The organism is Lactobacillus sp. M0396 (assembly GCF_016101625.1).
Lineage (GTDB): Bacteria > Bacillota > Bacilli > Lactobacillales > Lactobacillaceae > Lactobacillus > Lactobacillus huangpiensis.
Genome location: NZ_JACFQE010000004.1, coordinates 1 through 14,023, shown reverse-complemented (window position 1 = coordinate 14,023; position 14,023 = coordinate 1). Strand labels below are relative to the sequence as shown.

Here is a 14,023-nt window from a genome sequence, read left to right as displayed (position 1 = left end):
AACTGACAACTCCTTTTTACTGTCTACTCTGCTTTAGGTGCTTCTTTTTCTTGGTCGACAGCTTTAACAATAAACCAGCGCATAAATCCCTGCTCTATATCGTCAAGTTTGAATTCAAATCCTTCTAACTCAACTTTTTCACCTTTTTTCAAATCTGGATAGTGTTCCATCATGTAGCCACCAATAGTAATAATATCACTATCTTGGAAGCTTTTTAAATCCTTTTTAAAGTAACGGGCAAAATCATATAAAGTGGTTTTGCCGGATACATGAATATTACCTTGCTCGTCTTTAATTATATAATCATCAGAAACATCATCAATTTCATCTTTGACAGTACCAAATAATTCTTCGTAAATATCCTTATCTGTAACTATTCCGCTGGTACCACCATATTCATCCACAACAAGGACTATTGGGGTATGCTTTTTAATCATTAATTGAAGAATATCTTGAATTGGCATCGATTCAGGTACAGTAATCATCGTTCTAATAATACGCGTAACTGGTACATTATCATCAATCTGACTCTGCTGAATAACATCAAAAGCATAGATATAGCCAACAACATCATCTTTATTGTTATCGCGCACAACTGGAATTCGGCTTGAACCTTCATCTAAATACATTTTAAGAGCTTGCTTAATTGTTTCAGTTGAATTAATAACTACTAGCCGTGTTCTATCAGTCATAATGTCTTTAGCTATTTTGTCATTCAGTTCAAAAGCACGTTTCATATAGGTCAGATCGTTTTTATCAAGTGAACCTCCATGAACAGCTTTACGTGATAGCTTGATGATTTCCGATTGAGAATAGACTTGATTTTCCTCATCAGCCGGCTCAAAGTCTAACATTTTCAGCAAACCATTTGAACTAGCATTAAGTAACCAAACAAAAGGGTAAACCAAAGTATGAAACAACTGCAAAGGTGTCACAATTTTTAGCAAAATCTTTACGGGCATGTCAATCGCAATATTTTTGGGCACAATTTCTGTAACCACAACTTCTAAATAAGTTAAAAGAATAACGCCCAATATTGCGCTAATAGAGCGAATGACAGAATGGTTAAGATCAACTAAATTAAGCATTCTTTCAAATATTGCAGCTAAAGTATCAGCTGAAAACCAACCCAAAACTACACCAACTAAGGTAGTCCCGACCTGCGTCGTTGAGAGGTACTCATTTAAATTATGAGTCATATGCAGAGCGCGCTTAACTTTGCGATGGTTGCCAATTTTATTGGACAGCATATCTTCAAGCTGGCTGGGCCTAGTTTGAACCAAAGCAAATTCTGCAGCCACAAAGAAAGATGCAAAAACAAAAATAACTAAAGTTGCTATTAAATTAGTAACTATTTGGGCCGTACTCAAAATTTATATCACCTTTATTAGTTTATTGTTTAATTAAACTTCCTTATTTAGCATTTTATCATTAATAGCGCTTTATTTTAATTAAATTACTTATCTATTTAACTAATTTATAAATTTTCTTGAATGGTAAACGATCAGGATAAAATTTGGGATCGTTAACTTCTGCTGCATTATCCTGATACCCTAATCCAATTGCCATTCCTACCAGTTCATCTTCTGGGATTTTACAATACTTACGTACCAACTCAGGGTAGGATACCATTGAGTGCGCAGGCATAATTGATAATCCTTCATTAATCGCAAGCAACATAATACTTTGAGAAAAAATCCCTAAATCGTAAACTGACCAAGCTGGAGAAGTTCTAGGGATCGTAAGGAACGCGATATCTTGGGCGTTGAACATATTATTATTCGATTCTGAAAATAATGCCATCTTGTTATTAAAAAAATACGGTTGAGATGCCCCAACAGCAGCCATATTTTGACTAGGATATGAATCCCAATTAAGTGACAACATTTTGACAAAATCCTCGTGAGGCTCAACATTATTATTGATTTGAGTTTTCACTTCTTTTTTTAGACCAGCGAGCGCATTACCGGTTAGCATATAAACTTTCCACGGCTGTGAGTTAAGTAATGATGGTGATAACTGTGCTCTTTGAATAATCTTAGCAAGTAAATTTTCGTTAACTTTTCTACTAGTAAACTTGCGAGTTACTCGTTCATGGTTATAAACTTTATTAAATTCCATTCCGATTCAAATCCTTACATACAAAGAGAGCATAATAAGACGTCCTACTTTTTTAAAACAAATTTCTCTAGAATTCCAAATACAGGTAGAAATAATCAAAAATACTCTATTTTTTAAATACGCACTTGTTTACACTTCTACTAAAGTTATAAATTGAAATATTACTATCCAATAGAATCAGTCATATACACATTAATAATATTAATAAATTCTAAGCAATATTGCAAAGGTATTTGGCAAAAATAACAAAAAAACATTAATTTATTCGTTACTTTGTGTATAAATTACAAGTTTGCTTTTTTTGCTTTTACTGTTAAATCAAGATTAACAAATTATATACGAAGACTATTAAAATAGTTTTTTATGATTTGTTAAGCTTTAAACAAATACAAAATTAAAAAACAGTTTAACTATAAAACAAATTAAACCGTCCATTTATATTTTATATTGTCTGCGTATTTCTCGTTCTTGATCCCGTTTCTTAATTGCCTCACGCTTGTCATATTTTTTCTTTCCTTGACCGACACCAATGAGGACTTTGGCAAAACCATGTTTAAGATAAACTTTCAAAGGTATAATTGCAATCCCGCGTGCAGACTGGTCCTTAGCAAGTCGTGCCAGTTCCTTTTTATGTAAAAGCAACCTCCTTGAGCGAAGTGGTTCATGGTTATACCGGTTGCCTTGCTTATATTCGCTGATGTGGACATTTTCTAAAAATGCAGAACCGTTAATAATTTGTACATAGCCATCACGTAAATTAATACGTCGTGCTCTCACTGATTTTATTTCCGTGCCCGTTAAAGCAATACCTGCCTCATATGTTTCTTTAATGAAGTAATCATGATGTGCTTTTTTATTTTGAGCAATTAAATTTTCATTTTTTTCTTTTTTCAATTTTCTAACCTAATGTTTATATCTACTTAAATGTGGATGATTACCATTTTTTTGAAAATTGTTACGATAGTGACCCTTATGTGCGTGATCGTTGCGAAAGCCCCGATTACCATGTCTTTCGTTTTTAGCACCGCGATTGTTATGAGACTTCTTAGGAGCATTAGGATCATAGATTTCAAAATCAAGCTGATGTTGTTCAACGTTGGCATTAGTAAGGGTTACTTTAAGGGGCATCCCGACATGATATTGTTTATGAGTACCGCGTCCAGTCAGTGTCATGCTTTTTTCATTATAACTGTAGAAATCATCCGTCAAATTTGAAATATGAATTAACCCTTCAACTGTATTGGGCAACTGGATAAACATGCCAAAACTAGTCACAGAAGAAACAACAGCATCAAAGTGTTCTCCAACTTTATCCGCCATATATTCTGTCATCTTTAAGTCGTTTACTTCTCTTTCAGTATCAACAGATACACGTTCCTGAGTTGAAGTCTGATCTGCAACTTCAGGTAAATAGCCGGCAAAGTGATCTTGTACTTTTTGGTTAATACCCTTTTCACTATATGTGTGAATCATTCTATGCACCATTAAATCAGAATACCGTCTAATTGGTGAAGTAAAATGAGTGTAGTATTTAGCGGCAAGACCAAAGTGTCCTAGTGGCTCTTCTGAATAATGTGCCTGCTTTAAGCTACGAAGCATCATGATTTGAACTACTGCTTCTTCAGGTGTATCAGTTGTTTTGGCCACGACTTTTTGCAAGTCAATTGGCTTAACGTGATTGGGATCAGCAGTAATGTGCAATCCAAAAGCACTGCAAAATTCAAAGAAGCCTTTGATACGCTCACCATCTGGAGTTTCATGTACACGATACAGAAATGGAACGCGTTTGCGATAAAAGTCCTCAGCAACAGTTTCGTTTGCCATCAACATGAATGATTCAATCATTTTTTCAGCTATTCCACGATCATGCAACACGATATCAGTTGGTTTACCCTGATCATCAACAATAATTTTTGCTTCTGGTTCTTCAAAATCTATTGCACCACGCTGATGCCTTTGCTGGTATAACACATTATGCAGTTCGGCCATATCTTGCAGCATTGGTGCCAACTTAACGTATTTGTCTTCAAGCTCTTCATGATTATTTGGATCCAGAACCTTATTGACATTGTTATAAGTCATTCTGCCGTGAGATCTCATAACAGAGGGATGAATACGATAATTAACTCTTTTTCCTTCTGGAGAAATTTCCATTTCGCAAGACAAAACAAGACGATCTTGCCCCTCATTTAAAGAACAGATGCCATTAGATAATCTAAAAGGCAACATTGGAATAACACGGTCAACAAGATATGTACTATTACCTCTGGTAAAAGCTTCTTTGTCCAAAGGAGAATTTTCCGTCACATAATGCGCTACATCAGCAATATGAACCCCTAAATGATAGTTACCGTTGGGAAGTTTCCATAAAACCACGGCATCATCGAAGTCTTTAGAATCATCCCCGTCAATGGTAACTGCGGGCTGGTTCCTAATGTCCTCTCGATCCGCCATTTCTGCCTCAGTCACGTGATCAGGAATGGCATTAGACTGCTCAAGAGCATCTTCAGACCATTCTGTACGAACATCATGCTCAGAAACAATGGCCATAATATCGACACCTGGTAAATTTTTGTTACCAATAATATTGGTAACAACACCTGTCATTGAATCTGGATTATCTTTGTCAGGATAACTAGCAATCGATACTTTTACAATGTCTTGTTTTTGTGGACGCAAACTGTCCTGACTAATATAAACACGATAGTTCGCCAACTTTTTATTTGAGCTGAGAACGTAACCAATAAAATGACTGCTTCTTATTTGCGCGTCAGTCATTGAGTGAAATTCACCAACAAGTGTTTTTGTGCCACGTTCGAGAATTTCTTCTATTTGTCCTTCAGGTCCCTTGCCATTCCATGGATTACCACCAGCAGTTATTTTGACCTTAACACGATCACCGTCCACGGCATATGCTGTATAATCGCGAGCAATGAAAATATCATCAGCATCTTCGTCTTCGAGTTTGACGAAGCCGAAACCCTTGCTGTTAGCCTTAAAAATGCCTTCCACTTCGGTATTTTCTTCAGCTAATTGATATCGGCCATTTCCATCAGTAATTATTTTCTTTTCCTGCTCCAAATAGGATAATGCTTTGACCATATCTGAAAAACTGCCGAGTCTGTTTCGGCGCAACATACGGTCAATTTGTTCAACTTGATATTGTTTTTTAGGATTGTGACGAAAAATCTCTAAAACATTGGCTAAGATATTCTCGTTTTGTGCCATGCACTTAACTCCATTTCCTTAGTAAAAAGATAAAAAAAGTCCTCCCATCACTTGATCGGGAGGAACCATTAGTTATTTTGAAGACAAATAAGCTAATACAATAGCAAAAGCGAAAAAGAGCACCAGCAAAACAGATGTTACTTTTTCCATAAATGCTTCAAAACCACGTTTCTTCGTTTGACCACTAAAAACTGCACCGCCAGAGAGTGCATTCAATGCATCTTGCTGCTTTTGCGGCTGCATCATTGTCGCAATAACGATTAAGATTGAAACAATAATTAGTAGCGTCATAAATAAATTGTACAATGCGCTGCCTCCAATATACAGATACGTTACTGGTAAATTTTAGCACAAAATAGATTTAATTTCGAGTATTATTTTTCGAGTTCAGGTGCATCGGTCTTAAATTTATTTTGCGTTGTTTTTTGGTGATTTTTATACCATAAAGAAGTTTTATTTTTTACATACAATTTTTTTAATGATTTTTGCTCATTATAATCATAATCTTGCGGTTTAACCTTTTTAAACCATTTTGGATGATAAAAACGTAAAAGATTACCTGCTATAACACGATCAGACAATGAAAGCTGTGTTGTTACCTTGTTTGAAATTGCTACTAACTCAGTCTTTAATTTTTTGTCTGGCTGAATTATTTCCTCACCAGTTTTAGTATCATAATACGTACTGCCTACTTTTGCATATAGCGGTGTTATAAAGTCACCATTACGCTGTGCAACAATTTGTGGTGCCTTTTTACTTAATAAATCATGACCAAATTGTATAGTGCCCTTGTTACTAATTCCAAGCAAATTTAACAATGTTGGCAACACGTCAATTTCCCCACCATAAGTTTTTTTAATGCCGCCTTTTAACCCCTTCATATGAAACATTAAGGGAACACGCTGAAATTTCAAGTTATCAAAATTAGTAAATTCATCCTGATCAAGAAGCTCTGCACTTGCCTTATGGTGGTTGCCAGAAATACCATAATGATCACCATAAAAAACAAGTAATGTATTTTTATCTAAACCAGTCTTTTTCAACCACCGCATTAATTGTCCTACGGCCTGATCTAAATAATGAGCCGTTTGGACGTAACCATCGACCGTTTCATCACCCGTGTCAGTTTTGTCAATTGATTGATTTTTCTTATCTAAATCATATGGATAATGATTTGTTACAGTAATTAATTTAAGATAAAAAGGTTGGGGCAAACGTTCAATATACTTAATTGATTGCGAGAAGAAAATCTTGTCTTTTAAACCATAACCAATGTAATACTTAGGTTTATTTTGATAATAAGAAAGAGGCATAAAGTACTCATAGCCAAATTGCTTGTAGGCATTATTACGATTCCAAAAAGAACCAGCTCCACCATGCATAACGGCAGTAGTATATCCACCCTGTTGTTTTAATATTGCAGGAGCGCTCTCAAACGTATTTGAAGTGCCATAACTAGACATTGCTGAACCTGATTGTAAACCAAAAAGAGAATTTTCCAGCATCATTTCGGCATCCGAAGTTTTGCCTTGACCTACTTGATTATAAAAATTGGCAAAACTAAGAGTGTTTTTAGAATGATAAAGTTTATTTAGATTAGGAGTAACTTCCTTGCCCTGCCATTTATACCCTATTAGAAACTGCTGAAAACTCTCAAGATGTATAACCAGCACATTTTTGCCCTTTGCAACACCCGAATATGCGCTATTCGGTTTAACGTAGTTAACCTTTAAGTACTTTTTGACAGATTGCAAGTCAGATACGTTAGCCTTTGCCATTTGTTCGCTTGTTTGAGCTGTTTTAAACGCATCATATACTGCATATTCATTCATACCCAAATATTTAACAATATAGCTGTTGTCAAAAGTTCTAGTTAACAAACCTGAGCGGTCTTTTTGAGCCATCAACAAATTAACGCCAATGAGAAGAACTGCAATACCTTCAAGCAAAAGATTAAATCTTAACTTTAATGGACGTAAATCATATTTAACGACTTTGGCAACCATTAAAAAAATGACAAGAGCAATGTCAATAAAAGCTAAAAAATCTGTTACCCGGGTTATTCCTACAATGCTTTTGCCCAAATTATCAGCAGTTGAGCCGGAAGTTTTAATTATAGACAAAGACAAAAAATTTGAAAACTCGCGATAATAAAGGATATTGGCAAATAACCACAAACTGAGAACAAAATCAATTGCAATCATAATCCAATAGGACTTTCTACCCTTAAAGAAAAGACCAATTCCCAGCAAAAGTAGTCCTGAAGGCAAAGGATTTAAAAATAGCAGAAAATTCTGCATTGCACCTTCAGCACCCAAATTAAATTTTGTTAGATAAATTACGTATGTCTTCAACCAGAAAGTCACTAAAACAATAGTAAAAAAGCCTAGTTTGGTTTGGGTTAGCCATTGTAGAAAAGACTTGATACGTGTCATCCTATTCTCCTCTCACTAAGCCTATATCTTAACCTTAACTGCAGTTAAACACAGGGATTTTAATAAAAATTAATCATTTTGTGGGCTTAGCAATTTTTGCGGTTTAAAAATCCAGCCAAAGATTCCTAAAATCATGCCGAAAAAATACGTGACAAAACGCCACAAGAACATCCCTACGATTAAGGTGCCATTAGATGAAATAAAGGTGGAAAATAAAGTTTGAAAACTATATTCTGCCCCACCTGAAGCTCCAGGAATTGGTATGATTGCCATGAACATGATAATCATAATGTTCATTTGAGTTACGCTTGTCCAATCAGCAGAAACATTTAATGCTACCAGCGTCATATAGGGAATTGAATAAAAACATAACAGTTGTAATACAGTGAGTACTACACACACTAGCAATTTCTTTTTTTCTCTTTTTAGCTTTTGGCTTTCTTCATAAAATGTTTCAATTTTGTCAAGCGTGTTTTTGCGCCATATAGCAACCCGCTCTTGATTAATAAATTTCGCCAGTAAGTTCATTATCCAATTGGCAGCATTTTTAGTCCAATTATAGGCAAACAAAATTGCCAGCAAAAAAGCAATAGAACTAACATGAATTAAAAAGCCGATTGCAATGAAAACAGCTAAACCCGCAAACTTGGTTGCAACCATATGAAAGCCAGTAATAATTGTAGTGACGTAAGCTAAAAAAACTACAATTTGATAAATAATAAACTTCATTAGTAGTAAGGATGTTGCCCGACCGCCTTCTATTCCCATTTGAACCATAGCAGCCAATTGCGAAGGCTGTCCACCAGTTGACATAGGAGTGATGGCATTGAAAAGCGCTTGAATCAAAGGAATTCTAAAAAAAGACCATTTTGAACGTTTAGGTTCATTTTTGCGTTTGGTAAGAACTGCCAAAATGCTAGCTTCAAAAACATAAGAAAGAAGCATCAAACTAAAAACAGCAACTAATCCAATCAAATTAATATTGCGAGCTGCTTGCTCCAATTGCGCAATTGGAGTTGATCTTAAGTCAACATATAAGACTATGCCACTTATTACAAGAACTATGGCAACGCCCCACAAGTGTTTTTTATTCATTAGCGGATTTGTCCCAGCTCACGACCAATTTCATACTGTTCGTGATAAAAATCATCCCATATGTGGGCTAAATTAGCTTCAGAATATTTTTCACTGGCTTCATCGGATAACTTGCTATATTTATTTAAAATTGCAGTATCGTGAGCAGCTGCTTGTAATTGCTGATTCATTTCAGTAAAATTGCTGCCCTTGAGGTAGTAACCACTAATTATTGCCTGATATAAATCGAGATCGCGCAACAAAACTGGCGTACCACAACTAAAGGCCTCTAAAACAGACATAGGAAACAGCTCATCATAAGACGGCAAAACAAAAAGATCTGCAATATTGAGGTAGTCAACTAATTTCTGTCGATCAATGATTCCCGTAAATTTAAGATTATGTGGCGGATTTTCGACCAATTTTTTAAAATGATCATAACCATCAGTTATTTTGCCAAAAGAAAAGCCTCCGGCCCAAATAAATTGCATCTCAGGATTTGCCTCAGCCAATTTGGCAAAGTCATCAACACCTTTACGAGCTTGTACTTGACCATCACCGAAAACCACAAATTTATTAAGTGGTATACCTAATTGATGCCTAAATGAATTCTTTTTTTCCTGACTTTCTGAATAAAACTCATTCTTCGATACAAAGTTGGGAATATACTTCACATTTTCACGCTTAATACCATATTTAACTAACTTATCAATAAAAATCGGATTAACAACTACGATCTCATCCATCCGTTTATAAAAATCAATTACATACTTATAAAAAATATTTTTTGCCAATGATGGCAATTTAACTGATCCTTCAAGCGTTTCCGGCAAAAAGTGAACATAACCAATTTTGCGTCCACGTGCTGGTGAAAAGCTGTTAGCAAAATAAGTTGGATTTACCGTATGATAATGTGTCAGATCACTTTTGCCATACTTGTTGTTAGTGACATAAAACTTATCGACCAAGTGTGTTCTAAGTAATCTTATCAGCTCCGTATAAGCAGAACCGACTCCCTGTCCTTTTACTGAGGCAGCTTGTGAAAACATATTAATTCTAATCATTTGTCTCCTCTTTGAGATCCTTTTGATAATTTGAAATTGTGTCTTGATAAAATTGATAAACTGAACTGGCAAATTTTTGAGCAGAGATTTGATCCATTTTTGCAGCTAATTTATCATGTGGGATTTGTTTTCTCCCTTTTCTTAAGTAGAATAATATTTCATTTAACATTTCGCCAGGACCATTAAAGACTTTGCCAAATTCTTCATCATCAAAAACATGCTCAGTATAGTCTGTATCATAAACGACGCATCTTGTGCCTGAAGCCAGGGCTTCAATATATGTCAGACCTTGAGTTTCCGTATCACTGGCCGAAACAAACAAATCAGCCATTTTATAGTATGAACCAACATCATCATGAGGTATATCCCCAGTAAATATTACACTATCTTCCAATGTTAATCTTTCAACCTGTTCTTGCAAAACTTCCATATCTGGTCCATCGCCAGCAATTACTAGACGTGTTTTTGGAAACTCATCAATAATTTCTGGCATTGCATTCAGAATGCGGTCAATTTTCTTTTCTTCCGCAACTCTGCTCAAAGTTAACAATACTGGTACATCGTCTGGTATATCTAACTCTTTGCGAACGTCAACTGTCTCAAGCTTATTTAAGCTATTTATGTCCACTCCAGTTGGAATAACTCTCATAGGTATGTTTACTCTATAACGCTTTAAAAGTGCTTCTACACGCTTACTGGGAGCGATAACGCCATCCATATTTTTTAAGTAGGCATTAGTAAATTGCTTAACATGATATGGTCTAAGCAAATGTCCATTTAAAACGTAGTGCAGGTAATCTTCATACATAGTATGGTAAGTATGAATTGCCGGAATTTTCAATTGGTGGGCAACGTACTTCCCTATCATACCCAAAGCAAATTCGGTTTGGGTATGAACAATATCCAATTTAACTTCACGAGCAACTTTTGTAGCTTCAAAAAAACCTCTAAACGCAACACGTCTATCAGTAAACGAAATAAAGGGAACGCTGCTGAAACGGAATATGTTAGCCTCAACTGTCCCTTTTTTTATATGAGGATCGGTAGTAGTAAAAATAAAAACATTATGACCCTGCTCCTCAAGAGCATCCTTTAAGGTTTTAATTGATGTTGCAACACCACTTAATTGTGGAAAATATGAATCGGTAAAGATACCTATATTCATCTTAAATACCTCCATAAAAGGTATTATAAAGATTACACATAACTTGTGCAATTTTTATAGAAAAAATTAACAATACAAAAGCAGCTCTCACACGAGAGCTGCTCAGTAAATAGCGGTGATCGGGGTCGAACCGATACGTCCTAAACGGACACCAGATTTTGAGTCTGGCGCGTCTGCCAATTCCGCCACACCGCCATAATAATATGTTTTAATTAACAGTTCAATGAGTGAACCGATAAAGGCGGGGATCGGATTTGAACCGACGATTAAGGTTTTGCAGACCTCTGCCTTACCACTTGGCTACACCGCCATCGAATTTTATTAATAAATAGATTGGGATAGCTGGATTCGAACCAGCGCATAATAGAGTCAAAGTCTAGTGCCTTACCGCTTGGCTATATCCCAATGCTAGGGCGGAATATGGGATTCGAACCCATGTATGCCGGATCCACAAACCGGTGTGTTAACCCCTTCACCAATTCCGCCATGAAGGTAAACAGGGATAGTAGGAATTGAACCCACACTAGCGGTTTTGGAGACCGATGTACTACCTTTATACGATATCCCTATTATGGAGGAGGGTGGATTCGAACCGCCGAACTCAGAGAGAGCGGTTTTACAGACCGCCGCGTTTAGCCACTTCGCTACTCCTCCAGGCTGATGGCGCGGGACGGAATCGAACCGCCGACACAAGGAGCTTCAATCCTTTGCTCTACCGACTGAGCTACCGAGCCATCCTACGGTCCATATCAGATTTGAACTGATGATCTTCTCCGTGACAGGGAGACGAGATAAACCACTGCTCCAATGGACCATATTGCGGGAGGTGGATTTGAACCACCGGCCTTCGGGTTATGAGCCCGACGAGCTACCAGACTGCTCCATCCCGCGATTTTAATAAAGGAGGATGTGGGATTTGAACCCACGCACGGCAACACCGTCTAACGGTTTTCAAAACCGTCCCCTTAAGCCACTTGGGTAATCCTCCAAATGTAAATATACCAAGAATGGTAATGACCCGTACGGGATTTGAACCCATGTTACCGCCGTGAAAGGGCGATGTCTTAACCACTTGACCAACGGGTCATATTTATCGTTCTTACGCCATAAGACGCTTAATTATAATACCGAACTTATTGCCAAAAGTCAACCATTTTTTTATTTAGTTAATTCGATAAATCCTTTTAAGTTGCTGAATCACAACGTTATTAATAATACAGGATTATGATTCATCATGCAAGAGTTTTGTGCAAAAAGTTAAACTTTTTTTCGTAGGATCGCCAATTAAAATTTTTACTTTTGGCAATACCAATATTGTTATAACATATTTTCAAAAAAGGCTGAATTACAACTCCTTTAAAGATTTAACAACTGATTAAAGTCTATATCTAGTAATTAAAAAGACCGTTAGAACAAAATCTACGGTCTTCTTAATTATATCAGCGGAGACTGAGAGATTCGAACTCTCGCACCAGAATAACCCGATCTACACCCTTAGCAAGGGCGCCTCTTCAGCCACTTGAGTAAGTCTCCACAATGGGCCTAAATGGACTTGAACCATCGACCTCACGCTTATCAGGCGTGCGCTCTAACCAGCTGAGCTATAGGCCCCAAAAAGCGGGTAACGAGAATCGGACTCGCGACTAAAGCTTGGAAGGCTTTCGTTTTACCACTAAACCATACCCGCACTAATATAAATGGCGCGGGACGGAATCGAACCGCCGACACAAGGAGCTTCAATCCTTTGCTCTACCGACTGAGCTACCGAGCCATCCTACGGTCCATATCAGATTTGAACTGATGATCTTCTCCGTGACAGGGAGACGAGATAAACCACTGCTCCAATGGACCATATTGCGGGAGGTGGATTTGAACCACCGGCCTTCGGGTTATGAGCCCGACGAGCTACCAGACTGCTCCATCCCGCGATTTTAAAATATAAAAGTACAAACAAACTCCATACTTTATGGACCTTGTAGGACTCGAACCTACGACAGGACGGTTATGAGCCGTCTGCTCTAACCAACTGAGCTAAAGGTCCAAGCTCTGGGAAATAGCGGCGGGGGGGATCGAACCCTCGACCTCCCGGGTATGAACCGGACGCTCTAGCCAGCTGAGCTACACCGCCAACAATGCAATCATTTTATAAAGATTACAATCGGGAAGACAGGATTCGAACCTGCGACCCCCTGGTCCCAAACCAGGTGCTCTACCAAACTGAGCCACTTCCCGTAATTATGCGCCCTGAAGGATTTGAACCTTCAACCTTCTGATTCGTAGTCAGACACTCTATCCAGTTGCGCTAAGGGCGCATCACTAAATGCCGAGGACCGGAGTCGAACCGGTACGGTTGAAACCAACCGCGGGATTTTAAGTCCCGTGCGTCTGCCAATTCCGCCACCCCGGCAAGTAATGAAAGCGGAAGACGGGATTCGAACCCGCGACCCCCACCATGGCAAGGTGATGTTCTACCACTGAACTACTTCCGCACAATATGTAATGCCGATTATACGATTTGAACGTACGACCCCCTGTTTACAAGACAGATGCTCTACCAACTGAGCTAAATCGGCAAAATGTAAATATGGTATATATTATTGGCGAATACGGGTGGTGGGACTTGAACCCACACGTCCGAAAACACTAGAACCTAAATCTAGCGCGTCTGCCAATTCCGCCACACCCGCAAAATGGGGCCATGAGTCGTGACGGGCTTGAACCGTCGACCCTCTGATTAAAAGTCAGATGCTCTACCAACTGAGCTAACGACTCGAGATGGAGGATACAGGGCTCGAACCTGTGACCTCCTGCTTGTAAGGCAGATGCTCTCCCAGCTGAGCTAATCCTCCATAAGCACGGCAGCGTCCTACCCTCGCAGGCAGTCTCCCACCAACTACTCTCGGCGTGAAGAAGCTTAACTGCTGTGTTCGGCATGG

9 protein-coding genes and 27 tRNA genes are annotated in these 14,023 nt (G+C 37.8%); all 36 read right to left on the bottom strand.

Annotated elements, in window-relative coordinates:
* Window positions 1-23: 23 nt before the first annotated feature.
* On the bottom strand, window positions 24-1,370 hold the full coding sequence (locus H3T43_RS05765; RefSeq protein ID WP_198213217.1) for a hemolysin family protein: 1,347 nt from the start codon (window positions 1,368-1,370) through the stop codon (window positions 24-26).
* Between the two features lie 94 nt (window positions 1,371-1,464).
* Entirely contained in the window at window positions 1,465-2,121 is a 657-nt protein-coding gene (locus tag H3T43_RS05760) for a nitroreductase (protein WP_187154559.1), read from the bottom strand.
* Between the two features lie 435 nt (window positions 2,122-2,556).
* Window positions 2,557-3,015, bottom strand: coding sequence for an SsrA-binding protein SmpB (smpB, locus tag H3T43_RS05755; protein ID WP_045927674.1), 459 nt, complete (start codon window positions 3,013-3,015; stop codon window positions 2,557-2,559).
* Between the two features lie 9 nt (window positions 3,016-3,024).
* Complete coding sequence (gene rnr, locus H3T43_RS05750; RefSeq protein WP_198213216.1) at window positions 3,025-5,349, bottom strand: ribonuclease R; 2,325 nt, start codon at window positions 5,347-5,349, stop codon at window positions 3,025-3,027.
* A 72-nt stretch (window positions 5,350-5,421) separates the two neighbouring features.
* Entirely contained in the window at window positions 5,422-5,655 is a 234-nt protein-coding gene (gene secG, locus H3T43_RS05745; protein ID WP_034977075.1) for a preprotein translocase subunit SecG, read from the bottom strand.
* A gap of 68 nt (window positions 5,656-5,723) precedes the next feature.
* On the bottom strand, window positions 5,724-7,784 hold the full coding sequence (locus tag H3T43_RS05740) for an LTA synthase family protein (RefSeq protein ID WP_198213215.1): 2,061 nt from the start codon (window positions 7,782-7,784) through the stop codon (window positions 5,724-5,726).
* A 69-nt stretch (window positions 7,785-7,853) separates the two neighbouring features.
* Entirely contained in the window at window positions 7,854-8,879 is a 1,026-nt protein-coding gene (locus H3T43_RS05735; protein ID WP_109585957.1) for a lysylphosphatidylglycerol synthase transmembrane domain-containing protein, read from the bottom strand.
* Window positions 8,879-9,922, bottom strand: coding sequence for a glycosyltransferase family 4 protein (locus tag H3T43_RS05730; RefSeq protein ID WP_198213214.1), 1,044 nt, complete (start codon window positions 9,920-9,922; stop codon window positions 8,879-8,881). The genes H3T43_RS05735 and H3T43_RS05730 overlap by 1 nt, the downstream gene beginning before the upstream one ends.
* On the bottom strand, window positions 9,915-11,087 hold the full coding sequence (locus H3T43_RS05725) for a glycosyltransferase family 4 protein (protein ID WP_045927669.1): 1,173 nt from the start codon (window positions 11,085-11,087) through the stop codon (window positions 9,915-9,917). The genes H3T43_RS05730 and H3T43_RS05725 overlap by 8 nt, the downstream gene beginning before the upstream one ends.
* A gap of 110 nt (window positions 11,088-11,197) precedes the next feature.
* Window positions 11,198-11,282: transfer RNA gene (locus H3T43_RS05720), tRNA-Leu, on the bottom strand.
* 44 nt (window positions 11,283-11,326) lie between these two features.
* A tRNA-Cys gene (locus tag H3T43_RS05715) sits at window positions 11,327-11,397 on the bottom strand.
* A gap of 23 nt (window positions 11,398-11,420) precedes the next feature.
* A tRNA-Gln gene (locus H3T43_RS05710) sits at window positions 11,421-11,492 on the bottom strand.
* A gap of 7 nt (window positions 11,493-11,499) precedes the next feature.
* Window positions 11,500-11,572, bottom strand: a tRNA-His gene (locus H3T43_RS05705).
* Between the two features lie 12 nt (window positions 11,573-11,584).
* Window positions 11,585-11,655, bottom strand: a tRNA-Trp gene (locus tag H3T43_RS05700).
* A 4-nt stretch (window positions 11,656-11,659) separates the two neighbouring features.
* A tRNA-Tyr gene (locus H3T43_RS05695) sits at window positions 11,660-11,741 on the bottom strand.
* Window positions 11,742-11,748: 7 nt separating this feature from the next.
* A tRNA-Phe gene (locus H3T43_RS05690) sits at window positions 11,749-11,821 on the bottom strand.
* Window positions 11,822-11,827: 6 nt separating this feature from the next.
* Window positions 11,828-11,901: transfer RNA gene (locus tag H3T43_RS05685), tRNA-Asp, on the bottom strand.
* A 3-nt stretch (window positions 11,902-11,904) separates the two neighbouring features.
* A tRNA-Met gene (locus H3T43_RS05680) sits at window positions 11,905-11,978 on the bottom strand.
* A gap of 10 nt (window positions 11,979-11,988) precedes the next feature.
* Window positions 11,989-12,075 (bottom strand) — tRNA-Ser (locus H3T43_RS05675).
* Window positions 12,076-12,101: 26 nt separating this feature from the next.
* Window positions 12,102-12,173, bottom strand: a tRNA-Glu gene (locus H3T43_RS05670).
* A 357-nt stretch (window positions 12,174-12,530) separates the two neighbouring features.
* A tRNA-Ser gene (locus tag H3T43_RS05665) sits at window positions 12,531-12,620 on the bottom strand.
* A 4-nt stretch (window positions 12,621-12,624) separates the two neighbouring features.
* A tRNA-Ile gene (locus H3T43_RS05660) sits at window positions 12,625-12,698 on the bottom strand.
* Between the two features lie 5 nt (window positions 12,699-12,703).
* Window positions 12,704-12,774 (bottom strand) — tRNA-Gly (locus tag H3T43_RS05655).
* Window positions 12,775-12,785: 11 nt separating this feature from the next.
* Window positions 12,786-12,858 (bottom strand) — tRNA-Phe (locus H3T43_RS05650).
* A gap of 6 nt (window positions 12,859-12,864) precedes the next feature.
* Window positions 12,865-12,938 (bottom strand) — tRNA-Asp (locus tag H3T43_RS05645).
* A 3-nt stretch (window positions 12,939-12,941) separates the two neighbouring features.
* Window positions 12,942-13,015: transfer RNA gene (locus H3T43_RS05640), tRNA-Met, on the bottom strand.
* A 39-nt stretch (window positions 13,016-13,054) separates the two neighbouring features.
* Window positions 13,055-13,128 (bottom strand) — tRNA-Ile (locus tag H3T43_RS05635).
* A gap of 13 nt (window positions 13,129-13,141) precedes the next feature.
* Window positions 13,142-13,215 (bottom strand) — tRNA-Met (locus tag H3T43_RS05630).
* Between the two features lie 30 nt (window positions 13,216-13,245).
* Window positions 13,246-13,319: transfer RNA gene (locus H3T43_RS05625), tRNA-Pro, on the bottom strand.
* Window positions 13,320-13,325: 6 nt separating this feature from the next.
* A tRNA-Arg gene (locus H3T43_RS05620) sits at window positions 13,326-13,399 on the bottom strand.
* Between the two features lie 9 nt (window positions 13,400-13,408).
* Window positions 13,409-13,494 (bottom strand) — tRNA-Leu (locus H3T43_RS05615).
* A 10-nt stretch (window positions 13,495-13,504) separates the two neighbouring features.
* Window positions 13,505-13,576: transfer RNA gene (locus H3T43_RS05610), tRNA-Gly, on the bottom strand.
* An 11-nt stretch (window positions 13,577-13,587) separates the two neighbouring features.
* A tRNA-Thr gene (locus tag H3T43_RS05605) sits at window positions 13,588-13,660 on the bottom strand.
* 32 nt (window positions 13,661-13,692) lie between these two features.
* A tRNA-Leu gene (locus tag H3T43_RS05600) sits at window positions 13,693-13,774 on the bottom strand.
* Window positions 13,775-13,786: 12 nt separating this feature from the next.
* A tRNA-Lys gene (locus H3T43_RS05595) sits at window positions 13,787-13,859 on the bottom strand.
* 4 nt (window positions 13,860-13,863) lie between these two features.
* A tRNA-Val gene (locus H3T43_RS05590) sits at window positions 13,864-13,936 on the bottom strand.
* Window positions 13,937-14,023: the final 87 nt, after the last annotated feature.

Excerpts from the sequence above, each read along its gene's own strand:
- H3T43_RS05725 (WP_045927669.1), bottom strand. The coding sequence starts at position 11,087 with ATGAATATAGGTATCTTTACCGATTCATATTTTCCACAATTAAGTGGT.
- H3T43_RS05730 (WP_198213214.1), bottom strand. The coding sequence starts at position 9,922 with ATGATTAGAATTAATATGTTTTCACAAGCTGCCTCAGTAAAAGGACAG.
- H3T43_RS05735 (WP_109585957.1), bottom strand. The coding sequence starts at position 8,879 with ATGAATAAAAAACACTTGTGGGGCGTTGCCATAGTTCTTGTAATAAGT.
- H3T43_RS05740 (WP_198213215.1), bottom strand. The coding sequence starts at position 7,784 with ATGACACGTATCAAGTCTTTTCTACAATGGCTAACCCAAACCAAACTA.
- H3T43_RS05760 (WP_187154559.1), bottom strand. The coding sequence starts at position 2,121 with ATGGAATTTAATAAAGTTTATAACCATGAACGAGTAACTCGCAAGTTT.
- rnr (WP_198213216.1), bottom strand. The coding sequence starts at position 5,349 with ATGGCACAAAACGAGAATATCTTAGCCAATGTTTTAGAGATTTTTCGT.